This window comes from Dyadobacter ginsengisoli DSM 21015 (assembly GCF_059568735.1).
In genome coordinates, this window is record NZ_JCANTY010000008.1 from 56,692 (window position 1) to 77,353 (window position 20,662).

11 protein-coding genes are annotated in these 20,662 nt (G+C 51.0%); 9 read left to right on the top strand and 2 right to left on the bottom strand.

Annotated elements, in window-relative coordinates; all coding sequences use genetic code 11:
* The first annotated feature begins 3 nt into the window (after positions 1-3).
* The 8 genes from BP71_RS27910 (at position 4) to BP71_RS27945 (ending at position 17,670) form a co-directional block, all read left to right on the top strand.
* The gene (locus BP71_RS27910) at positions 4-1,485 is read left to right on the top strand and encodes a hypothetical protein (protein ID WP_496384869.1); all 1,482 of its coding nucleotides are present in this window, start codon (positions 4-6) and stop codon (positions 1,483-1,485) included.
* 45 nt (positions 1,486-1,530) lie between these two features.
* Positions 1,531-2,415 carry a glycoside hydrolase domain-containing protein gene (locus BP71_RS27915; RefSeq protein WP_496384870.1) on the top strand — a complete coding sequence of 295 codons (885 nt, stop codon included), beginning with the start codon at positions 1,531-1,533 and terminating at the stop codon, positions 2,413-2,415.
* 214 nt (positions 2,416-2,629) lie between these two features.
* Entirely contained in the window at positions 2,630-6,769 is a 4,140-nt protein-coding gene (locus tag BP71_RS27920; RefSeq protein ID WP_496384871.1) for a hybrid sensor histidine kinase/response regulator transcription factor, read from the top strand.
* 302 nt (positions 6,770-7,071) lie between these two features.
* Positions 7,072-10,290: a SusC/RagA family TonB-linked outer membrane protein gene (locus BP71_RS27925; protein WP_496384873.1), complete on the top strand. Its 3,219-nt coding sequence runs from the start codon at positions 7,072-7,074 to the stop codon at positions 10,288-10,290.
* Positions 10,291-10,337: 47 nt separating this feature from the next.
* Positions 10,338-11,963 carry a RagB/SusD family nutrient uptake outer membrane protein gene (locus tag BP71_RS27930; protein WP_496384874.1) on the top strand — a complete coding sequence of 542 codons (1,626 nt, stop codon included), beginning with the start codon at positions 10,338-10,340 and terminating at the stop codon, positions 11,961-11,963.
* Between the two features lie 18 nt (positions 11,964-11,981).
* Complete coding sequence (locus BP71_RS27935; RefSeq protein ID WP_496384875.1) at positions 11,982-13,148, top strand: glycan-binding surface protein; 1,167 nt, start codon at positions 11,982-11,984, stop codon at positions 13,146-13,148.
* A gap of 232 nt (positions 13,149-13,380) precedes the next feature.
* Positions 13,381-15,255, top strand: a complete 1,875-nt coding sequence (locus BP71_RS27940; protein ID WP_496384876.1) for a glycoside hydrolase family 44 protein — start codon at positions 13,381-13,383, stop codon at positions 15,253-15,255.
* 30 nt (positions 15,256-15,285) lie between these two features.
* Positions 15,286-17,670: a TIM-barrel domain-containing protein gene (locus tag BP71_RS27945; RefSeq protein ID WP_496384877.1), complete on the top strand. Its 2,385-nt coding sequence runs from the start codon at positions 15,286-15,288 to the stop codon at positions 17,668-17,670.
* Positions 17,671-17,875: 205 nt separating this feature from the next.
* Here BP71_RS27945 and BP71_RS27950 read toward each other — a convergent pair whose 3' ends face one another.
* Both BP71_RS27950 and BP71_RS27955 read right to left on the bottom strand, forming a co-directional pair.
* Positions 17,876-18,310 (bottom strand): carboxymuconolactone decarboxylase family protein, encoded by a 435-nt coding sequence (locus BP71_RS27950; RefSeq protein WP_496384878.1) that lies wholly within the window; start codon positions 18,308-18,310, stop codon positions 17,876-17,878.
* Between the two features lie 11 nt (positions 18,311-18,321).
* Positions 18,322-19,020, bottom strand: coding sequence for an FMN-dependent NADH-azoreductase (locus tag BP71_RS27955; protein ID WP_496384879.1), 699 nt, complete (start codon positions 19,018-19,020; stop codon positions 18,322-18,324).
* Between the two features lie 77 nt (positions 19,021-19,097).
* Between BP71_RS27955 and pdxR the strand changes: the two genes are divergently transcribed.
* The gene (gene pdxR, locus BP71_RS27960; protein ID WP_496384880.1) at positions 19,098-20,570 is read left to right on the top strand and encodes a MocR-like pyridoxine biosynthesis transcription factor PdxR; all 1,473 of its coding nucleotides are present in this window, start codon (positions 19,098-19,100) and stop codon (positions 20,568-20,570) included.
* Positions 20,571-20,662: the final 92 nt, after the last annotated feature.

Here is a 20,662-nt window from a genome sequence, read left to right on the forward strand (position 1 = left end):
GCAATGGCAACAAAACGTTCTTTTTCCCTGACCAGGCTGACAGACCTCCTTGAGGCATCATATTGGGACCGCCCGTTTCGCTGGCTTACCTTTTTGGCTTTTTCGCTGCTAACCCTCGTAGGTTTCTACCTGTTACTACATAGCAGGAAAATATTCAATTTCCAGGACCGGTACGGTTGGGAGACGATCCAACTGAACGAAAACCGCGTGCAAACGCTAAACTATATTTTTCTAAATCAGAGTTTGGCAGTTCCCGATACAATTCCCAACAGACAAAAAGCAAAAGAAACACCGGCAGGAAAAGCTCCGGTGGTTTCTCAAAAGCAGGTTGCCGTAGCAGCGGTACCTGATACTGCCGGAAAAACCAAGGAGCGCAAAAATGAGGTTGCTTCACCAGCTGTAAAGCAGCCACAACCACCGCTGACCACAAAAGTCGACATCCATCAGCCACCAAAGGAGGACCGTATTGATCTGGCCATAGAATATCTGACCAATGAATTGGGAAGCGGCATTTTCAATATGGATTCGACGGTTGATAAGGCGAAATCCCAAACCAATGCCAAGCGCTTGGGCAGCTTGGATGAAGAACAGTTAGCGCACATCAAAAACATATTGATGAAGTTACCGGCGGACGTATGCGTTGGATTTTTGCTGGAACAGCGGTTCAGGGTGAGGTCCTATTTCTGGCTGATAGGAGGTCCTGCGTATTGGGAGGTGATTTTCTGGAGTATGTTCGGCGTGTTGGCCAGCCTGCTTTATATAGTGAGCACCGCTACCCGCGACGATAATACCGAAGGAAGTTACAAGCCTTCAGATGTTGCCTATCAATTTGCCAAACTCCTGTACGCGCCACTGACTACGCTGGTAATCATCTTTGCCTATCATGTTATGCAAGGGGAAAATAACTCCATGGTGGACATTGAGGCGGGTAAAGGAATGCTGTTCTTTTCATTTGTCGCCGGGTTTTATTCCGGGCGCCTGATGATGTTCCTCGAACGGCTCAAGGATATTCTTCTGCCTTTCGATACCACCAAGCCCAAAAGCGTAACATCCACACAGGCAGATACCCCAATGCCCGCCTCCGCGGAAGATGTGTCGTTGGTTGTGCGCGTCAACCCAACTGCGGTCTCGACAGAGACACTAAATGACATCAATGAAAAATTCCTGGATAAGACGATTACGGTGTTAATCAGGAATGGCCTGGTTGCTTACAAGTTCGCAAAAACGGAAGATGACCAGGGAGGGGACTTTATAGCCTCGCAGGTAAAACCAGGTTCGTACGTCCTAAAAGCATTTTTGAGTATTCCGCTTGTAGAAGCGGAAGCGGCAGCAACCCAGAATCCGTTGGCCGTTGCGGGGAATATGCCGGATACTGATGGAGGCGAACCCACTGCTTTTAGTTTTGAGCAAAACATCGAAATTGGAACAGATCCTAATTCGAGAAGACTTGAAATTCTGTTGAATCCGGACGAGAGTCAGGGGTAAAAAAGTAGGTTTTAACATATCAGGTCAATCATAAGCCGAAGAAAGATGAGTATAATAGACACCCCCTTCAACACGGTATCCAAAATACCCTGTCTGCTTTCCAGTAGCGTCACAACCGTGATCCGTTATTACAATTTCTCCAATTCGAGGATATTTCCGCAAAAATGTCTGACGTTGGCAGAGGCGCAGGCTCTTTCGGCTAATGGACTCAGGATTGCAGTTGTATTTCAACAACGGCAAAACCAGATCGCGGATTTTTCGCACGTGAAAGGTTTAGCGGCGGGTAGGAGAGCCTATCAGCTGGCGCAGAACAGCATCGGGCAGCCGACCGGATCGACCATTTATTTCAGTGTCGATTTCGATGCAAGTAAAAGCGAAATTGAGAGCAGCATCATTCCTTATTTTGAAGGAGTAAAGAGCGCATTTGACGCAGAAAGCCTTGGGAATCCGGAATATCATGTGGGTGCCTACGGATCAGGATTAGTATGCGGCACACTTAGTGCCAAGGGGCTGATTGAACGAACGTGGCTGTCGATGTCCCGTGGGTTCAGGGGGACCGCCGCAGCCATAACGAACAGGACATATGATCTGCTTCAAAAAGCGCCGGCAACGACGCTCTGCGGCATAGGGGTCGATTTCAATGAAATGAATGAGTTGCGGGATGGTTTTGGCGCATTTACCGTCGACGACGATACTACTGAAAACGTCGTGGCAGCTGCGCACGTCGCCGGCGTACGGCACCGGGTAATCGCCAGGAGCGGATTGCGCCTCAGGGAAGGGCCTGGCAAGCAATTCGAGGTAATTAATGCCCTCAGCCCGGGACAAATTGTGTTCGTGATAAAAACAATTGAAGACTGGGCTCAGGTGGATGTCGAAGGAGATGGCCAGATTGATGGCTTTGCTTCGGCAGGTTTCCTTGAAGCGATTTAGCATCTCAAAAAGTAATAAAGAGTAAAAGGCACATTTGAGGTTCTCGCTTCCGCGGTTGATCAAAATGAAGCGGTTATTAAGAAAAAAACCATTCTTCAAATCAAGTGAGCAGATGATCACTCCAGGTGTTGACGACCCGGAGTGTGATTTTCCGTTACCAGCGCATTTGCCTGCGTCAGTTTCATGAAACGCGATAAAGCTGTATTTTCAACCGATGAAAAGTTGGCTTCTGAGCTTTTGTGTTGTTGTGACGTGTATCCTCACACGTGCCGGAAATGGTTTCGCGCAGGCGACAACGTATCAGTTTGTCCGTTACAGTACGGAAAAAGGCCTGTCGCATAACCAGGTCAACTGTTTCTTTAAAGACAGTCGCGGATTTGTCTGGATAGGAACAGCCAACGGCCTCAACCGTTTCGATGGGTATTCGTTCAGGGTTTTCAAACATGACCCGAAGGACTCCACCAGTATTTCCGACCATCAGATCAATGCCGTGTTTGAAGGTCCGGATGGTTCTATCTGGATCAGCAACCGGGCGGGGTTTGACATTTATGACCCGGCTACAGAAAGTATCGATCACAATGCAAACCGGGCGGCGAGGCGTTTTGGACTTCCGGATGCCAATTTCAGCCGCATTATCCGGACGCGGTCGGGCGATTACTGGATCAATCACAACAAGCTGGGGCTACTCAAATACCTCGCCAGCTCCAAACGGCTGGTTAAAGTGCGATTCAGTCCATTAGCCGGTTCGGCGGGGGGCGGTCAGCGTACCATATCTGATTTCGACGAGGATGCGCAGGGCAACCTCTGGGTGGTTTGTGACGACGGTTTCCTCGCCCGTGTAGATGCTCATACGTACAGGATCGATGCGCAAAGTGCATTGTTGCAGCACCGGAACCTGGGCAATCTGTCTAATCACAAAGTTTTTGTGGATGATGATGGCGAACCCTGGGTGTACGTCGTCAAGGCGGCGCTGGGCGCTTTCTATTTTGATTTAAAAAATAATACCTTACATAATGCGGGTACGGCAGGGCCGGATTTCAGGCTGAGCAACAATGCGGTCAGTGCAATGATCTCAGGTCCGGATGGGCGTATCTGGATCGGTACGGACCACGGGGGAATCAATATACTGGACAAAAAACGCGGTACAGTCACCACTTTGCTGTCCGACCAAAGCGACCCCAGGACCATCAGCCAGAACAGCATCCAGTCGCTGTACAAGGATGCAACGGGTATGATCTGGGCTGGCACGTTCAAAAAGGGCTTTTGTAATTACCACAAGAACATATTCAAATTTTCGCTCATCAGGCATTCACCGGGCAACCCGGGAAGTCTGCCTTTCGATGATGTGAATGTATTTACAGAAGACCGGAAGGGGAACCTCTGGATCGGTACCAACGGGCAGGGATTGATCCATTACAACCGGAAAAACAATACATTCCGGCAGTTCCGGAATATACCGGGTGATCGGGGGAGCCTGAGTAACGACGTGATCGTGAGCCTGTTCCTGGACCGGAGCGATGTGCTTTGGATCGGTACCTATTTCGGGGGCCTGAACAGGTTCGATGGAAAGGCATTTACCCGCTTCCTGCACGATCCGGCCGATTCCACAAGCCTGATCGACGACCGCGTCTGGGAGATCTTCGAAGACTCAGGGAGGCGGCTTTGGGTGGGTACAATGGCCGACGGGCTCGACCTGCTCGACAGGGCGAAAAAGACGTTCCGGCATTACCAGCGACTGGCCCCCAACTCGGTAAACTCCGACTATATTTCGGCTATGATGGAAGACCGGCTGGGTAACCTCTGGATTGGTACCGCCAATGGGATCGACGTGCTGATGCGTGAAACGGGACGCTTTGTACATTACAGTTACCGCGTCGGTGATCCCGGCAGCCTGAGCGACGACGGGGTGACGGCGCTGGCGCAGGACCGTTTCGGAAATATCTGGATCGGCACATCCGAAGGCCTCAACCGGTATGATGCCAAACGGAATGCATTTGTAGCGTATAACACACGGCACGGATTGCCTGATAATGCGGTTCTGAGCCTGGTCTTGGATGACCAGCAAAATCTTTGGCTAGGCACATCCAAGGGCCTGGCTCACGTGCGGATTACCAAAAGGGCAGGGGGCGTACCCATGGCATTTCAGGTACGTACTTACAACGAAGTGGATGGTTTGCAGGGGCGCGGGTTCAACGAGAATGCGGCGCTGCGGCTTGGCTCCGGTGATCTCGTTTTTGGCGGTGCCAACGGCTTTTCTATATTCGACCCGAAACGGATCGCTGATGAGCCCGTAGCATCACAGATCATGCTCACCGACTTTCAGATCTTCAATAAGAGCATCAGGCCCGGCGAGCTTGTGAACGGGGATCCGGTGCTGGAAAGATCGATATCGTCGACCGACCGTATCGTGCTGGAACACAGCCAAAATGTCTTTTCCATCGAATTCGCCGCCCTGAATTTCCTGCATCCTGAGAAAAACCATTACCTGTATACGCTGGAAGGATTTAATGACCAATGGTTTGAGGCCGATAACACAAGAAAGGCAACCTACACCAACCTCGATCCCGGAACCTATGTTTTCAGAGTAAAAATGAAGGAAGGGAGTATTTCGACAGAACGGCGCCTGGAAGTGAGGATACTGCCGCCTTTCTGGCGGACACCCTGGGCTTATCTCGCCTATTTGCTGCTCGTGATCGGCGCATTAATGGCTGCGCGCTGGATACTCATCGAACGGGAACGGATGAATTTCAGGCTCGAACAGGAGCGGCGTTATGCCCAGCAAATGCATGAGCTCGACATGATGAAGATTAAGTTCTTTACCAATGTAAGTCACGAGTTCCGCACGCCGCTGACCCTGATACTGACACCATTGGAAAACCTGCTGAAAAGCATCCAGACCGACCACGCCGTACATAAACAGCTCTCACTGGTACACCGCAATGCAAAACGGCTGTTCAACCTCGTCACCCAAATGCTCGATTTCAAAAAGCTGGAAGTGGAGGAGACTCAGTTCCGTCCCGAACGCGGCGATGTTGTGCAATTCGTGAGGCAGATCGCGCAGACATTCTCGGATCTTTCGGAGCATAAGCACATCCGGTACCGGTTTGAGAGCAATGTAACCTCACGCTATGCAGATTTTGATCAGGATAAGCTATCCAAAGTGATGTACAACCTGCTGTCCAATGCGTTCAAATTTACCCCGGAAAACGGTCAGGTGACAGTTCACCTGGACGTAACCCGTCGCGAGGGATATGACGATCTGCTGGAAATCAGGGTAGAAGATTCAGGGATCGGTATTCCCCCGGAGGCGCAGGCAAAGGTTTTCGAGCGTTTTTACCAGCATCCGACACCGGATCACATCATGAACCAGGGAAGTGGAATCGGTCTTTCGATCGTCGGCGAGTTCGTCAAAATGCATGGCGGCGCTATTGATCTGGAGAGTAGCGTCGGAAAAGGGAGTACTTTCACGGTCACACTGCCGCTGCATGAGAGCCCCGCGCGGGTGGTGCCGGGAATATCTGCCGAAGGTATTTTTGTAAATCGGGCAGCCATTGAAATTGATCTGCCCATTGAAAAAACCGGCAAAAACCGGCCTGTGGTGCTGCTTGTAGAGGATAATGACGAATTCAGGGCTTATTTAAAAGAGGTTTTCCAGCAAGAGTATCAGATACTCGATGCGCCTAATGGCAAAGCCGTCCTGGAATTAACATTGGAGCGCATCCCGGATCTGATCGTGAGCGATGTCATGATGCCGGAAATGGATGGCATCGAACTTTGCCGCATCATCAAAACCGACCGCCGGATTTCCCACATCCCTGTCGTGCTGCTGACGGCCAGGGCCGAAGACGAGCAACAGATTCAGGGCTACCAGACGGGCGCTGATGCATATGTGACCAAGCCGTTCAGACTGGATATTTTGCAGGCCATGGTGGCCAATCTGATCCGTCAGCGGGAACAGTTGCAGCGGCAGTTTCAGCAGCATGTCGAAATACGGCCGAGTGAGGTAGCCATCCGTTCGCTGGACGAGCAGTTCGTGAGCAGCGCTGTCAAAGCGGTGGAGGACAATCTGGGCAATGCGGAGTTCACAGTAGAAGAGCTCAGCGATGCGATGTCGATGAGCCGGGTGTATTTGTATAAAAAAATACTTTCGCTGACCGGTAAAACACCCATTGAATTCATCCGTATCATCCGCATGAAACGGAGCGCAAGCCTGCTTGAAAAAAGCCAGCTCACGATTTCGGAGATTGCCTATCAGACCGGGTTCAACAACCCCAAATACTTCACAAAGCTCTTCAAAGAGGAGTTCAAAATGCTTCCGACCGAGTATCGCAAGCGGCAGGAAAAAATGGAATAATACAATATATCAACCTGATCCTCTCATATCGCTCCGCATCGGCCTGCTCATTACTTGCTCAATCATTTCTTCACATTGTCAGGATTAAACTGGAATAAAAGGCGAAAAAATAGCTTCTTTTTCTGTTTGAGTTTACAAATGCCCCCCCATTTGTAAACATTTGGATCCCCTGCTGCATGATTTTATAAGGCACATTTGTCCAACTATTCATTCGATTTGTACCATTGTCAGGTTCGCTGCCCTGCGATATCGGAATCGTCTAAATCGGGAGAACAAATAGTCACTTTTTAAAACAAAACAACATGCAACAAAATTTGTACGAAACAAGGCGGGCAAAGCGGAGCTTCCATTTCCTGGCCGGGTTGCTACGACCTCTCCTGCTATCACTGGGGATGATGAGCGCCGCCACCGGCGCCTTCGCTCAGACTGAATCCAAAAGAGTTATTACGGGTACCGTGCTGTCAGTGGAGCGCGGCGACGCAGTTCCGGGCGCGAGCGTGGTGGTGAAGGGAACGTCCAATGGCACGACTACCAATGTGGATGGCCACTTTTCCATAGAAGCAGCTTCGGGCAATACATTGGTGTTTTCTTTCATCGGTTACGAGACGCAGGAAGCGGCGGTTGGAAACAAAACCAAAATCGATATCAAATTGAGGGAGAGTATTTCCGCACTGGAAGAAGTTGTGGTGGTAGGGTATGGCGAAATGAAAAAAACCGATGTGTCGAGCTCACAGGTGACCGTTTCGGGTAAGGACCTGAGCAAAACCATCAATACGTCCCTCGAACAGGGTTTGCAAGGTCGCGCTGCCAATGTGATGGTCCAGGAAAACTCCGGACAACCCGGTGCTGCACCCTCGGTTCTGATCCGCGGATTGAGCTCATTAACCGGTACTACACAGCCTTTGTATGTGATCGACGGCGTGCAGATCAAGCCCGACAATATGAAGGACGACCCGAACAACCGTCCGACCGGCTTCTCGAATATCCTGTCGAGTATCAACCCCGACGACATCGAGACGATCAACGTTTTGCAGGGACCGTCGGCCACGGCCATCTACGGGGCCGTGGGCGCCAACGGGGTGGTAATGATCACCACCAAGCGTGGCAAGGCCGGAGAGGCCAAAGTTACCTTTAACTCCCTCATTACCGTGCAGGCGGAGCCTAGGCACATCGATGTGATGAACCTGCGCGAATATGCACAGTTCCGCAACGAGGCGGCTGATGTGGGTGGGACAACCACCGAGCCCGCGTTTGCAGACCCGTCGGTTCTGGGCAATGGTACCGACTGGCAGAGCGCACTTTTCCGTCCAACGACCCTTCAAAAGTATTCGCTGGGATTGAGCGGCGGTACCGAGAAATCCACTTACTATTTGTCAGGAGAGTATTTCAACCAGAAAGGTATTGTGGAAGGATCCGGTTTCAAACGCTACAATGGCCGTTTAAACCTGGAAAATCAGACCCGCAGCTGGCTGAAAATCGGTGCGAACGTGAGCGTGGGTATTACCGAAGAAAAGGTGAATACCAACAACGGAGGTATTATCCAGCTGGCACTCGACCAGAACCCGAGCGTGCCGGTGACCAACCCCGACGGCAGCTGGGGCGGGCCTACCTCCACGCAGTTCCAGTTCACCAACCCGGTGATGATCTCGAAGATCTACAACGACTATAACCGCCGCACTTCCATTCTGGGAAGCCTTTTTGCGGATGTGAAACTGGCTAAGAACCTCGTTTGGCATACAGAAGCAAACGGTAGCGCCGAATTTTTGAAATACTACTCATTTCACCCGTCCTACACCATTGGCGGTTATGTGGTGTCGCAGGATGCAGCCGCTTCGACGCGCTCGGTGAACACCAACAACTGGTGGAGCTTGCACAGCCGGTTGACCTACGATCTGAAATTGGGCAGACACGGCGTGAACATCATGGCCGGGCATGAGGCGCAGGCATTTACCTACGAATCCCTCACCGCCAGCCGTAAAAAATTCATTACCAACACCATCGAGGAGCTTTCGGGCGGAGATGGGTCGGTGATCTCCAATGTCAGCAACAACAGTGGCAAGGGCTCGGGCTCCCGCGAGTCGTACTTTGCCCGTGTGAATTACAGTTTCAACGAACGCTATTTCCTGCAGGGAACTTACCGGATGGACGGTTCGTCGGCATTCCGTGACGGACGTCGATGGGGTAACTTCCCGGCTGTCTCGGTGGCTTGGCGGGTGTCGGAAGAGCCTTTTCTGAAAGATGTGAAGGAGATCAACGATCTGAAACTGCGTTTTGAAATCGGTCGCTCCGGTAACCAGGGCAGCGGTGGTAATGCGATTTACTCGACGCTTCAAACCGTGCCGACAGGCTGGGGGACAGGCTTTCTGGCATCCAACTTTGCCAATCAGTTCCTGACCTGGGAGAAAGATGATGTGATCAACGGAGGTCTGGATTTGCACATGTTCAGCAACCGTGTGGAGCTCATCGTGGATGCCTATATCAAGAACATTACCAGCCTGATCACCGTGAATTCATATCCGTTCACTTACGGAGGTGACATTGCCTATTCGCCGGGCTACCTGAGCTGGCCGGCCGTCAATGCCGGTTCGATGAAGAACCGCGGGGTCGGCTTTACATTGAACACCGTGAATATCGATAAAGGCGGTTTCTACTGGAAAACGGGTATCAATCTGTCTTTCGACCGCAACAAGGTGACCTCGCTCCTGAACCCGATCACGCCGATCTGGAACGCGACTTCCGTAGGGTTCAAAACGGAAGTGGGCCAGCCTGCCAGTATGATCACCGGTTATATTGCTGACGGTCTTTTCCAGGATGCCAATGACATCAAAAACCACGCGATCCAGACTTCCAACGGACAGATGACCGTGAATCCGGCGACAGGAACGTGGGTAGGTGACACCAAATTCCGCGACCTGAACGGCGACGGTGTAATCGATGCAGAAGACCGCACGGTCATCGGCAACCCGTGGCCGAAGTTTACATTGGGCTTCAACAACAACATGAGCTACAAGAACTTCGAGCTGAACGCATTCCTGACCGGAAGCTTCAAGAACGATATTCTGAACTACCCGCGCTACCGTGCCGAAATTCCGGGTAACGGAGGGGTGTTCGGAAATCAGTGGAAGTCGGTGGCCAACTATGCGAAACCGAGCACTTACGATCCTGCCGCAGCTGAAACTGTGACTCTTACTAACCCAGGCCACACTATCCCGCGTATCGCGCCGGGCGACCCCAACGGCAACAACCGGATGAGTACCAACTTCATCGAAGACGGATCCTACGTACGCCTGAAAAACATCACGCTCAGCTACAACTTCCCGAAAGCCATGCTGAAAGACTTCTTCATCAGAGGTTTGAAAGCATCTGTCGGTGCGCAGAACCTGTTTACCATTACCAAATACAAAGGGTATGATCCCGAGATCGGTATGGTCAACTACGGCGGTACGGTCATGGCCGGTATCGATACGGGCCGTTACCCGTCTGTGCGCATGTATTCTTTCGGTTTACTGGCTGATTTTTAAGGAGACAGAACCAGCTGATACAACACCAATCTAAAAATATTTTCCATATGCAATTCAAAATCAGATTCATAGCGGCTATCGGAGCACTGATGCTCATGCAAGGATGCAGCGAGGACTTCCTCGATCGTCCGCCGCTGGATGCCATTACCTCGGGTAATTTTTACAAAACCGATGACGAAATCCTGGCCGGGACCGCGCCGTTGTATAACATCGTGTGGTTCGATTTCAATGACAAGGCCAATATGGCATTCCAGGAAGCCCGCGCGGGTAACCTGAACTCCAACGACCGAACGGCGTACATCAAGCACGCGATCCCCTCGACGGACGTGGGTACGCTTTTGCCGGGCTACAAGTCGTTTTACAAGATCATCGCGCAGAGTAACAACGCCTACAAGGCCATTAAGGAAGCGCAGGGAAGCACTGCTTCGGCAGCTGTGAAAGCGCAGGGGCTCGGCGAATGCCGTTTCATGCGTGCTACGGCCTACTATTACCTGGTGACCAACTGGGGCGCTGTACCCATTGTGTACGACAATGTGGCTCAGCTTAACCAGCCGCCGGTGCGTAACCGCATTGAGGATGTCTGGAAGCTGCTCATCCAGGACTACCGGTTTGCCGCGACCAACCTGCCCGCGACCGCCGATCAGGGACGTCTCACCAGATATTCGGCCGAAGGAATGCTCGCGCGGATGTATCTCATGCGCGCCGGACTGAACCAAAGCGGCACCCGTAACCAGTCGGACCTGGACAGTGCTAAATATTATGCGGAGAGCGTTATCACCAAAAGCGGCCTCACGCTGGCAGCGACTTATGCGGAACTGTTTGAGAGCGCGAATAATAATTCGTCTAAAAACAACCCGGAGAGCCTTTTCTCGTTGCAATGGATGCCGATCAGCAGTCCGTGGGGGATCAACAATTCCTTCCAGGCTTATTTTGCTTACGACGCAAACATTACCGGCACCGGCGACGGCTGGGGCGCTGCACAGGGCCTTTCCGCTGATCTCGTGAAATATTTCACAGAGAACCCGGCCGATTCTCTGCGCAGAAAGGCGATCGCGATGTTCGATAGCGATGTTTATCCCAATATCAAAAAAGCCTCCGGCGGTTTGAAATATACCAGACCCGATGCATTAGCTGCTATTAAGAAGTATATTATCGGCTCGCCTGCGGATAATGGCGGCTTGGGCGGATTTATGTCGGCGAATATCAATTCGTACATGCTGCGCCTGGCCGAAGTGTACCTCATTTACGCGGACGCGGTACTGGGCAATAATGCAACTACTTCCGACGCCAAGGCATTGGAATACTTTAATGCAGTGCGCAAAAGGGCCGGTATGCCAAGTAAAACGGCATTGACCTTCGAAGATATTTTCAAAGAGAGAAGGATCGAAACGGTATTTGAAGGGAATTCCTGGAATGAGGTTGTGCGGTGGTTCTATTTCAACCCTGCGAAGGCCATTGCCTATACCGCGGCACAGCATAAGGAGAATTATACCATGACCTACGTGGCGGGTTCTACCAATCCGAAAAAATACAATGTAGAATATTCCACCGCGGAGTACTATCCCTTGTCGGCCAACACATTGTACCTGCCATTTCCCGAAGGCGAGATCGTGAATGCGCCTTCGTTGAAAAACGAGCCGGTGGCATTTGATTTCAGCAAAATTGTCGACTAACCCTAATCTATGACCAACATGAATTTTAAAGCCATATGCAAAACAGGTTTGGGACTTTTGATGGCGGCAGGTATGCTGCTGTCGTTCCAGAGCTGTAACGATGACGACATGGACGGCCTGCCCACCATTAGTAAAGTGCGCCTGCTCGATCCCACGAAAGCCGACAGCTCGCTCAATGGCGCATTGCCCGGTAGCCTGATCGTCATTCAGGGTCAAAACCTGGGGAGTGTTTTAAAAGTGTATTTCAATGACTTCGAAGCGAGTTTCAATTCCGCATTGGGCAGTAACTCGAATATCATCCTGACCATCCCCCCCAATGCGCCAACGAAGGCTGTCGACGCAGGTGTTTCGAACAAAATAAAGGTGCTGACCAAAGGTGGTGAAGCGACTTATGACTTTGTTCTCACGGCGCCGACGCCGGTAATTTCGGGTTTGTATTCCGAGTTTGTAAAGCCCGGCGGAACTGTTGTGATCAATGGCGACTATTTCTATAACATCAAATCGGTGAAGGTGGGTACAACTGCATTGCAGGTGGTGAGCAGCACCGTGAAACAGATCACCGCCAAAATGCCGGCAACGGCTGCTGTCGATATCATTACCGTCGAGGGCGAGTTTGGTACGGCTAAAACTACTTTCAAAATGAACGACCTCGCCGGGCAGATGATCAATTTCGATGTACCGGCAACGACCTGGGGCGCCGAGGTGTGCTGGGGAGGTGCGCCGATCATCGCCGCAACCGACGCAGGGGCTATTTCGGGCAAGTTTTCAAGAATTAAGGGAACCAAATTGCCTGCTACCGGCTACAACGACGGCTGGGTGTTCTCAACCTGTTATTTTGATTTCAAATTACCCGCAGGCGCAGCTGCCGACAGGCAGTTCAAGTTCGAGCATAACATTGCTGAACCATGGAAAGCGGGTAAATACGACATTACCGTCAGTGCCGATGGAAAGGAGTACAATTATTCATTCCAGCCCTGGAACTCGACCGAGTATGCCTCGGCGGGTTATCAGACCAACGGCTGGAAAACGGCTGTGATCGAGCTTTCGGAATTTAAGAACGCCGCGGGCGCGACCATTGCGGATGTGTCCAAGGTGACTGACCTGAAAGTATCGTTCAACACACCGGATGTGACCATTGCCTCCTTCAATGGCAGTGTAGACAACTTCCGGATCGTGAAGAAGTGATTCACAGCCGGTATGGTTGTTGCGTGTGACCTGATGATCGCGCAATTTGTCACCCTGAGTGAGCAATATCACTCTGAGGTACAACAGGTCAGTCTGAGTGTATAACATGTCACCCTGAGCGCAGCCGAAGGGCGTCGCACAATGCCCTTCGACCGCAGTGGCCGCCGCGGCGCTCAGGGTGACATTGTTCACCCGGGCTGACAAAAATTTCGTTATCAAACATTGCTTTTGCATGTACAAAACCCTGTTTTTTTTGCTCCTTGCCCATATCTCCCCGGCTCAAATCATGATCGGGATAGATGCGGAAGCGGAGGTGAAAGCGATCTCTCCTTTTCTGTACGGCCGCAATAATTCATTTTCATCTACGGACCCTAACTGGACTTTACCTCAGGAAGATCTTGTCAGGCTGCGGGACGCAGGCGTGCAATTTTTCCGGGAGAGCGGGGGCAATAATTGTACCAAATACAACTGGCGCAAAAAGCTCAGCAGCCATCCCGACTGGTACAACAATGTGTATTTCAACAATTGGGACCAGACCGCACAAAGCCTGCAAAAGTATTTCCCGGCCGCCCAGGGCATGTGGGCTTTTCAGTTGCTGGGTTATGCCGCGAAAACGGCCTCGGGCAATTTTGCGGACTGGGATTACAACCGTTCACAATGGTGGGAAGGCGTAAACCAGAACCTCGCTGGCGGCGGTGTCCCGAATGCAACGGGTACCAAAGCGAAAACGGAGGGAAACATCGATCTTTACCTTGAAAAATGGGATGCGGACTCTTCCATCGCCATCCTCGATCATTGGTTTGGAGCAAAGGGAATAGGCTTAAAGCGGGAGGGGATCCGGTACTGGAATATGGATAACGAGCCGGAGATCTGGTCGGGCACCCACGACGATGTGATGCCGAAGCAGGTGACACCGCAGGAATTCATCCAGCGATACATTACACTTGCCAAAAAAGCGAGGGCCCGGTTCCCCGATATTAAGCTGGTTGGGCCGGTGACGGCCAACGAGTGGCAATGGTATAACTGGGACGGTAAGCCTGTTGTCGAAAACGGCAGGACTTACCCCTGGCTGGAATACTTCATTAAAACTCTTGCCGACGAGCAGAAGAGAAGCGGCGTGCGGTTACTGGATGTGCTGGATATCCATTTTTATCCATCCACCCGGAAAACGGAAGATGTGGTGCAACTCCACCGCGTGTTTTTTGACAGAAACTACAACTTCCCCGAGGCCAATGGAGTGAAAACCATGAATGGCGGGTATGACAACAGCCTTACCCAGGAATACATTTTCGCCCGCTGTGCCGGCTGGCTCACGCAATACATGGGCGAAGGACACGGAGTTACCCTCGGGTTGACTGAAACGGGTATCGATGACAGTATATCGGCGTCCGTTACAGCAGTCTGGTATGCCTCCACTTTGGGAGAGTTCATGAAGAACGGCGTCGAAATATTCACGCCCTGGTCGTGGAAAGCCGGGATGTGGGAGGTTTTGCATCTGCTGAGCCGATACAATCAGAGGAATTCGGTGAAAGCGGTGTCGGGAAATGAAACGCTGGTATCGGCCTATCCCAGCGTGAATGCCGCAAGGGATTCTATGACGGTGGTACTCATCAACCGGTCTCCGGACCAGAGCCAGCCTGTGAAAGTGCAGCTGAGTCATTTTATGCCTTTGGCTGGGAACGCAGAGATATACACTTTGTCGCAACTCCCTGCGACTGAGACATTCGTTTCCCATACACAGAATGCGCTGAAAAAATCTGAAGTAAACGTCACAGGGGACGTGTTCAACCTTACGCTGCCTCCGATGTCCGTAACTTCGGTGATACTCCTGAATGGCGGTGAAGTGCTGGGAGAAGCGCCCAAAACAGAGCCGTTTAGAGTTTTCCCCAATCCCGCCCGGGATAATAGCATCACCGTGAAATGGGGGAATCAGACTTTTGATAATTTGACCGTCATCGAAAACAGCGGCAAAAAGGTATTTGAAAAGAAGTTGGGGGAAGGCCTGACCGAAATTGTCATTAGCCCCAACCTTACCGGCGGCATTTACCTCATTCACCTTATCGGCCCGGAAGGGCAATCTGCTGTAAAAAAAATCATAGCCCATTGACATCCGGGCACTACATTTTGAAATCCACCCATGTACAACCTGACATTTTCGCGTAAATCCCTTTCCATATCTTTTTCGCTGATGCTGGCCCTGGCTGGTTATAGGGTTACAGCCCAGCACAGCAAGCTGGTGAATGAGCCCGTCGACATCAGCGGTGACTTCCGCGATTTTTCCAATACCATCTTTTTCGCCGACAGCCTCGCTGCATTTGATCCCGAAACCGGTGCAGGGAGCATCAAATGGAAAAGGCACGAACCGTTTTCGGCGCACAATTTCGACAACTCCATGCTGAGCTACAAGCGATCGTACAGCAACGAGTTTCCCTCCATAGAATATGCGCAGGATCCGGTTTTACCGTTTTCGGTGGAATTTACCTCTCCGCGCACGATCCGCATACGTGCAACCACGAGTGCCCAAGTCCCCACGCAGGAGCCCTCGCTCATGCTGGTGACCGAGCCCGTAAAGGACAGGACGTGGAAATACAGCAAGATCCATGGCGGGCATCAGTATACCGGCGAATTCGGTTCGGTAACAATCTATGAAAACCCCTGGAAGATCCTGGTCCGCGATGCCGACGGTAAAATTCTGACCCAGACCCGCAGCCAGGCGGATGGCAAGGCCTCATACACCCCCACCTTGCCATTCTCCTTCGTTCGCCGGGCTTCGGACTATTCACGGAGTGTTGCGGCCGTGTTTTCCATTTCACCGGATGAAAAGATTTTTGGCTGTGGTGAGTCGTTCACACGGCTGGATAAGAATGGGCAAAAGGTTGTATTGTGGACGCATGACCCGAACGGTGTGGAAACTCAAACCATGTACAAACCCATTCCATTCTACCTGAGCTCACGCGGATATGGCATGTTCATGCATACGACGTCGCCCATCACCTGCGATTTCGGTGCTACTTACGGGGAATCGAATGCGATGCAGATCGGGGACGAGAACCTGGACTTGTTTGTGTTTCTGGGACAACCCAAGGATATACTGGACGCCTACACCGATCTGACGGGCAAGGCATCCATGCCGCCGTTGTGGTCGTTTGGTCTGTGGATGAGCCGCATTACCTATTTTTCGGAACAGGACGGGAGGAATGTGGCAGCAAAACTGCGTCAGAACAGGATACCGGCCGATGTGATCCATTTCGATACCGGCTGGTTCGAAACCGACTGGCGGTGTGACTACCGTTTTGCGCCGAGCCGCTTCAAAGACCCGGAAGGGATGGTGGCCGATCTGAGAAAGCAGGGGTTCAGAACCTCGCTTTGGCAGTTGCCTTATTTTGTTCCGAAAAATAGTCTGTATCCCGAGATCGTCGCCAAAGGATTGGCTGTGAAGAATGCCAATGGGACGATTCCCTACGAAGATGCGGTACTGGATTTTTCCAATCCGAATACCGTCAAATGGTATGAAGATAAGATTGCGGGATTGCTGAAACTCGGTGTGTCGGCGATCAAAGTCGATTTTGGTGAAGCGGCCCCGCTGTCCGGCGTTTATGCTTCGGCCAAAACCGGCTTTTACGAACACAATCTCTATCCGCTGCGGTACAATAAAATTGTATCCGATCTGACCCGGAAGCTGACTGGCGATAATATCATCTGGGCCAGGAGTACCTGGGCAGGTAGCCAGCGCTACCCGATCCACTGGGGCGGCGACGCCGAAACGACCAATAAAGGAATGGAGGCGCAATTGCGCGGCGGCTTGTCGCTGGGGCTTTCAGGTTTTACATTCTGGAGTCACGACATCGGAGGTTTCACCATGAAAACACCGGAAGACCTGTACCGTCGCTGGCTGCCTATGGGCCTTTTGAGCTCGCACACCCGCACGCACGGGCAGGCACCGAAGGAGCCATGGGAGTATGGCGAAGCATTTCAGGATTATTTCAGAAAAGCGGTGGAGATGAAGTATAAACTTATGCCTTATATCTACACCCAATCCAAGCTGGCGTCGGAAAAGGGCCTGCCTATGACGCGGGCACTGCTGGTGGAATTTCCGAATGATCCGGGGGCATGGCTGGTGGACAATGAATACATGCTCGGGTCGGATTTGCTGGTGGCGCCGCTGTTCGAAAACGGAAAAACGAGGCAGGTATATTTGCCGAAAGGGAAATGGGTGGATTACCAGACGCGTAAATCTTATGAAGGTGGCTGGCACGAAGTGAGCACCGGTGAGCTGGAAGTGATCGTGATGGTACGTGAGGGGGCCGTTCTCCCGCAGGTGAAAGTGGCGCAATCGACAGACGCCATCGACTGGTCCCATATCGAATTGCAGACTTTCGCAAATACGCCCGATGTGGCAACTGTAAAACTTTACCTTCCGGGGCAGCACCAGGTAAGCGAAGTGGATGTGGCCAGAAAGGCAGGCAGGTATTCGGTGAAACGGGACCCATTCGCCGGGAAAATTAAATGGGAGATAAAATGAGTTCTTTTTCGGTCAAATCTGCCCGCCCGCACGGGCTCACATAATTTTTCGTATGCCGGTATCATGAAAAAATAATGACGAAAGGAAAATCCCATCCGCCATTATAAACTACAATGAAATTATTACAAAATCCTTTGAATATTGAAATGACATTCAATCATTCGGAATTGCTGATTAGTCAGGAATGCTATGCGATTGAATCTGATCAGGCGGGGATTAATTGGGTTGTTATACCAATCCTGTTCCAGACATTGATAGTAATGATCGAAAGTATGACCTGGGCGAGGTAGGTTTCATCGAGGATCCGGGCTGCCTGCAAATAAGTTTCATCTCTTACATGGTTGCCAATCAATGTCACTTCTTCTGTCAATGCGAGAATGGCACGTTCCTCATCCGTGAAAAATGGTGCATCCCGCCAGGCATTCAATGCGTAAATGCGTTGTTCGGTCTCGCCGGCCTTGCGGGCTTCTTTGGTATGCATGTCGATACAGAATGCACAACCATTTATTTGAGATGCCCTGATTTTGATTAAGTCCTTATGGATCCTGGTCAAAGGAGTACTTTCGATAAATTTTTCAAGACCGAGTACTGCTTTGTATCCTGCCGGTTCAACTTTGTCAATGCGAATTCTTGTGCTCATTTTATTTGGTTTTAGATAGGTAATTGTTCAATGGAGTTTGGTGTCTCTCCCATTTCGACAGTTGATTCATTGTAAGCATTGTTATTAATGAAATCTTTAATTATTTGACTCGACACCGCAATGGAATTGGTCAGTTCCCCGGAATCACCGGAGGTGCCGTTAACGGCGATGAGGTGTATGTCGTGAATGCCCATGATATGGAATACCGTTTTTAAATAGGTACTCTGATAATTCATATGCTGGTTGTGTTCGCCTTGCTCATAGCCCGCTGAACCTCTCGAAAGCAAAAGCACCAACGTCTTGTTTTGAAGCAGGCCCAGATAAGGGTTTTGTTTGTCCGACGGATTCGGCCGCCAGGTTTCGTTGATCCGCATGACTTGGTCGATATAAGCTCTGAGAGGGCTTGGAATTGACCAGTTGTACATGGGAGAGCCAATAACGATTACATCGGCGTTGTGAAGCTCCGACACGTAGGCCGTGCTGATTTCCAGAACTTTTAAATCCTCAACTGTTCTCTGGGCCTCAGGTTTGAAGGCAGCTGAGATCCAGTGTTCAGTCATGTGGGGCACATTTGCGGTTCCCAATTCCCGGAACGTAATATCCGATCCGGGATTGGCATTTTTCCAATGTTCGGTAAAGGTGTCTGTGAGCCCCCGGCTGTGTGACCGGCTAACTCTGGCGCTAGCATTGATGACCAGTAATTTCTTCATTTCGTTTATTTTTCATCAAAATTAGCGGCGCATTGGACTATATTTGAGACCCAGTTCTGACAAATCGCATAGCCCAGATGCTTCCCTACAAATCCTTGATTCAGATCGATCGAAAGGCATCCGTTGCCCTTTATGTTCAGGTCTGCAATAACTTCATCACATTGATTACAAAGGGCATCTTGCAGTCTTCCGACATGCTGCCCAGCTCGCGTATCCTCGCGGAACTGATCGGTGTCAACCGGAACACGATTAAATTAGCCTATGAAGAGCTCATTAGTCAGGGCTGGGCCGAATCGTTGGAGCGCAAAGGGGTATTTGTCAATTCGAAACTTCCTACACCTTCCTCCAAATTACTTCCCGACACTCCCGCAGGCGAAGCCTTGCATGGAGCATTCATCTGGACCAATCCCTTCCGGAATGCCTTGCCAAGTTCCGACCTTCAAAAGGTATCTTTCGCGATTGATGACGGCTTCCCGGACGTCCGTCTCACACCGATAGACCAGGTCATGCGTGAGTACCGCAGTATTTCCCGGAAATTTTATGGTAAAAGCTTTCTGAAATATGGCAGCCCCAAAGGTTCGGAGCGTCTTCGTTTATCGATCTGCAACTACCTTTCAAATACGAGGGGAGTAGTGGTGTCACTGGACAATGTCCTGATCACCAAAGGGAGTCAAATGGGGATATATCTGGCGGCCCGGCTGCTGCTCGACCCTGCCAACACCATTGCGGTCGGCATGTCGAACTACCGCTTGGCAGATGAGACTTTCCGGCTGACCGGCGGGAAGGTCCTGAGAATACCCGTTGACGGCTCGGGGATGGACATCGATTACCTGGAAGAATGCCTGCAAACACAGGAGATTAAGGCGGTATACATTATCCCGCACCACCATCTGCCCACCACGGTTACATTGAGCAGCGAACGTAGACTCAAACTTCTGCACCTTGCCAAAGAACACCGTTTCGCTATCATCGAGGACGACTATGATTTCGATTTTCATTATGATAACAAGCCTTTCCTTCCCCTGGCGAGCATCGACCATAACCAGAATGTGATCTACATCGGTTCGATATCTAAAACTTTTGCGCCTGCATTGCGTATCGGTTTTATGGTTGCGTCCCCGGAATTTATCAACGCCGCATCCGCATTACGGGAGCTGGTAGACCGGCAGGGGGACACGCTGATGGAAGAAGCATTTGCGGTGATGTTTGATACCGGCGAAGTGGACAGGCATTTCAGGAAATCACTTAAAATTTACAAGGAACGCCGGGACCTGTTCTGCGAAGTACTCTTATCCGATTTCAGAGACCAAATCACTTTCAATGTCCCCGAGGGAGGGATGGGCATCTGGGCCACTTTTTCGGCGGAGATCGATTTGCACAAAATGTCCTACCAGGCTGGAAAAAGAGGGTTGTACATCGACAACGGTGATTTTTATAAAAATGAAAGTTATTCAACCAATTCATTACGAATGGGATTTGCCTCGCTCAACGAAGCAGAGATCAGGAAGGCGCTGAAAATATTGAAAGAGACATTACCCGTGTCGATCTAGCTTTCTGCTCCTGATCCCATGCCCATCGATGGCATTCCCCCGCGTGAGCAGGTGATTTTAATATGCGGGGAAAGAAAAAAACAGATACCCCG